The organism is Halanaerobium sp., from assembly GCF_003070835.1.
The window spans coordinates 1-2,582 of sequence record NZ_QBLR01000408.1 but is presented as its reverse complement, the minus strand read 5'-3'; the positions used below and the strand labels follow the sequence as shown (position 1 = coordinate 2,582).

Annotated in this window: 3 protein-coding genes and 1 pseudogene; all 4 read right to left on the bottom strand. The window is 28.3% G+C overall.

The features are described 5' to 3' along the window. Positions 1 to 216: pseudogene (locus CI949_RS19755) on the bottom strand (hypothetical protein); the annotation flags it as partial. 118 nt (positions 217 to 334) lie between these two features. Next, positions 335 to 949, bottom strand: coding sequence for a hypothetical protein (locus tag CI949_RS19750; protein WP_290769615.1), 615 nt, complete (start codon positions 947 to 949; stop codon positions 335 to 337). Then, entirely contained in the window at positions 939 to 1,670 is a 732-nt protein-coding gene (locus CI949_RS19745; RefSeq protein WP_290769613.1) for an ImmA/IrrE family metallo-endopeptidase, read from the bottom strand. The genes CI949_RS19750 and CI949_RS19745 overlap by 11 nt, the downstream gene beginning before the upstream one ends. Position 1,671: 1 nt before the next feature. Then, positions 1,672 to 2,010 (bottom strand): helix-turn-helix domain-containing protein, encoded by a 339-nt coding sequence (locus CI949_RS19740; RefSeq protein ID WP_290769611.1) that lies wholly within the window; start codon positions 2,008 to 2,010, stop codon positions 1,672 to 1,674. Between the last annotated feature and the right edge of the window lie 572 nt (positions 2,011 to 2,582).

Genomic DNA, 2,582 nt, shown 5'->3' with positions numbered 1-2,582 from the left:
TTTTTCTCTATATGCTGCATCTATTTTTTTTAGATTTTGATCATGTAGCTCAGGAATAAAAATTTCAGACTCACATTCATTACAATAAGCTCTTTCTGCTGTATATTCAAACTCCAGGCCGCGCACCTCTTTTTTCTCTACCAGCTCCTTAATTTGATACTCAACATCTTTTCTGCACTCAGGACAAAAAGTTTTCTGCAGTTGATAATCTGACATAAAACCATCCTTTCTCAAGATTACTTATTATAAATTAATCATACACCTATTACAGTGAGATCAGAAATCAAACTAAATCTATCTTTACTTTCCTATTCAATGCTTTTGCAATTTTTCTTTAATCAAGCTCATCTAAAGTATCTTTATGATCATTATAAACGTAATCAAAAATTATATTATGAAAATTTTCTTTTATATAATCCTTAAATTTAATATCAGGTAATTTTCTTTTCTTGTTTCTCATCTTAGATATTATTTTTTCAATTTCTTCTATAGAACTATTATTTTTATGATAATATTCAAATAAAATATCAAAAGTAAATAAATTATTGATTTCATTATTTTCAATAAATGGTCTAATATCTTTCAGGTTATTACAGGCAGTATAATTGTCCATTGTTTTAGCAATTGCAATGGCTGCAGATTCTCCTTTACCTTTACCCATATTTACAAGTTTATTATATTCAAAAAATGCTTGATGATTACTATCTATTTTAATTACTTTAAACAGGTCTGCATTTATGGCATCAACTACCTCTTCATAAACCCATTTATATTTACTATATCTTTTCATAAAGCTAAATTCATCAACTACTACCTGAGGAATGAACATTCTACCATTATATAAATTAACCAAAATATCTATTCTTTTAACCCAGATAAAGGAAGCAAGACAATCATTATCAAAAACTAAATTTATATCAGTCTTATAAACTAATTTATCATTGCTCATCATCGTCATCTCCAAACACCAGGTAACCATACCCACCTTCAATTAGATACTCATTATATCTACTCTCTGAAATTTTATTTTTTTCAAGTGCTTCTTCAGCTAATTCAGCATAGTCAGATTCTACGATTATATCCTCATCAGTTTTCACTTTAGAGTATAATTCTGTTGAATATCCGTATCTTTTAGCTGCTTTAGTTATATTAATCTCTTTTAAATTTTGATATTCTTTATTTTTTATGTGATTATCCAGTTTTAGTCTCAAGATAAGAGCCTGGTGGCTAATTTTAAAATAATTTTCGAGATAAAGACAATCTGAAACATCAATTTTACTTTTATTTTTTTTAGTAAGCCTTTTTTTAAGATGAAAATTTAGGGCTTCTCGGGGCATTAATAAATAAGAGGCAAAAGTATCAGCTTCTTTCTCTAGCGACTTCTGCTTTCCATTTAAATTAACATTATATTTTAAATGATAATATTCATGAGCTGCAGTAAAATATTGGCGGCCTGGCGATGTATTAATGTTAATTAAAATTGCCTGTACCTCACCTTTTTTGATAAAAAGACCATATAATCCACTCTCAATTGACATTTTTATAATACTTACATTAGCATTATATTTTAAAACTTCAAAAATATTAATTGCTTCTGTATTGCTCAAGCCAAATTCATTTCTTGTTTCTATAGCTCTAGTTTCAGCAAGAGGATTATTAGCTTTACTCATTTCATTTAACCTCCTGCATATTTTTTAACTCATATAAGTTATTAACGAAATTTTTTGCCCATTCAATTTTCTCAAGATCTTCCTGTTTAATATCAGTTGAGCGGTGAGCTATCTCTAATTGTTCTTCTTCTTTTCTTTCTCCAATAAAGTATTCAATACTTTTGCCATATAGGTTAGAGAATTTGTTTAACAAAGATAAATTAATTTTTCTAGCACCTGTTTCATAGTAGGATATTTGACTTCTTTTTTTACCAATTAAATCAGCTACTTCCTGCTGTGAATAATTCATATCCAGCCGAGCTCTTTTTAACCTTTTTGCAATCTTTTCGTAATTTATCATTATGCTCACCCTTTCATTTAAGTTCTTATATATTAATTGTAACATATTTGTTACAATAAAACAATATAAATATATGAAAGTAACATAATTATTTGTTTTGTACTAAAATTACCGGGAATTGCAAAGTAGTATTCCCGAAAGTTGCAAACTAAAATTCCCTATTATTGCAGAATAAAAACTGGAGCTGCAACTAAGTAACTTTGTTGATATGAAATCAAAAAACTCCCATCAGGATTATAGAAATCTGATGAGAGTAGGTATTCATTGTTATATAAATGGATTTATTATTCATCTTTTTGAAAAAAAGGAGGCGTGATTATAGTTAAATCATCATCAATGTTTGTAATATTCCCGATCAGAAGAGATACTTTTTCTAACACCGGAGCAAGAATTTCTCTTTCTTCTTCAATTTCTTTTGCTCGCCTTTCTAGAAGGCACAAATTAATAAACTTTACCGCAGAGGAGCTAATTCAATGGATAATCTAGAAAGAGAAATTGAAGAAGAAAGAGAAATTCTTGCTCCGGTATTAGAAAAAGTATCTCTTTTGATCGGGAATATTACAAACATTGAT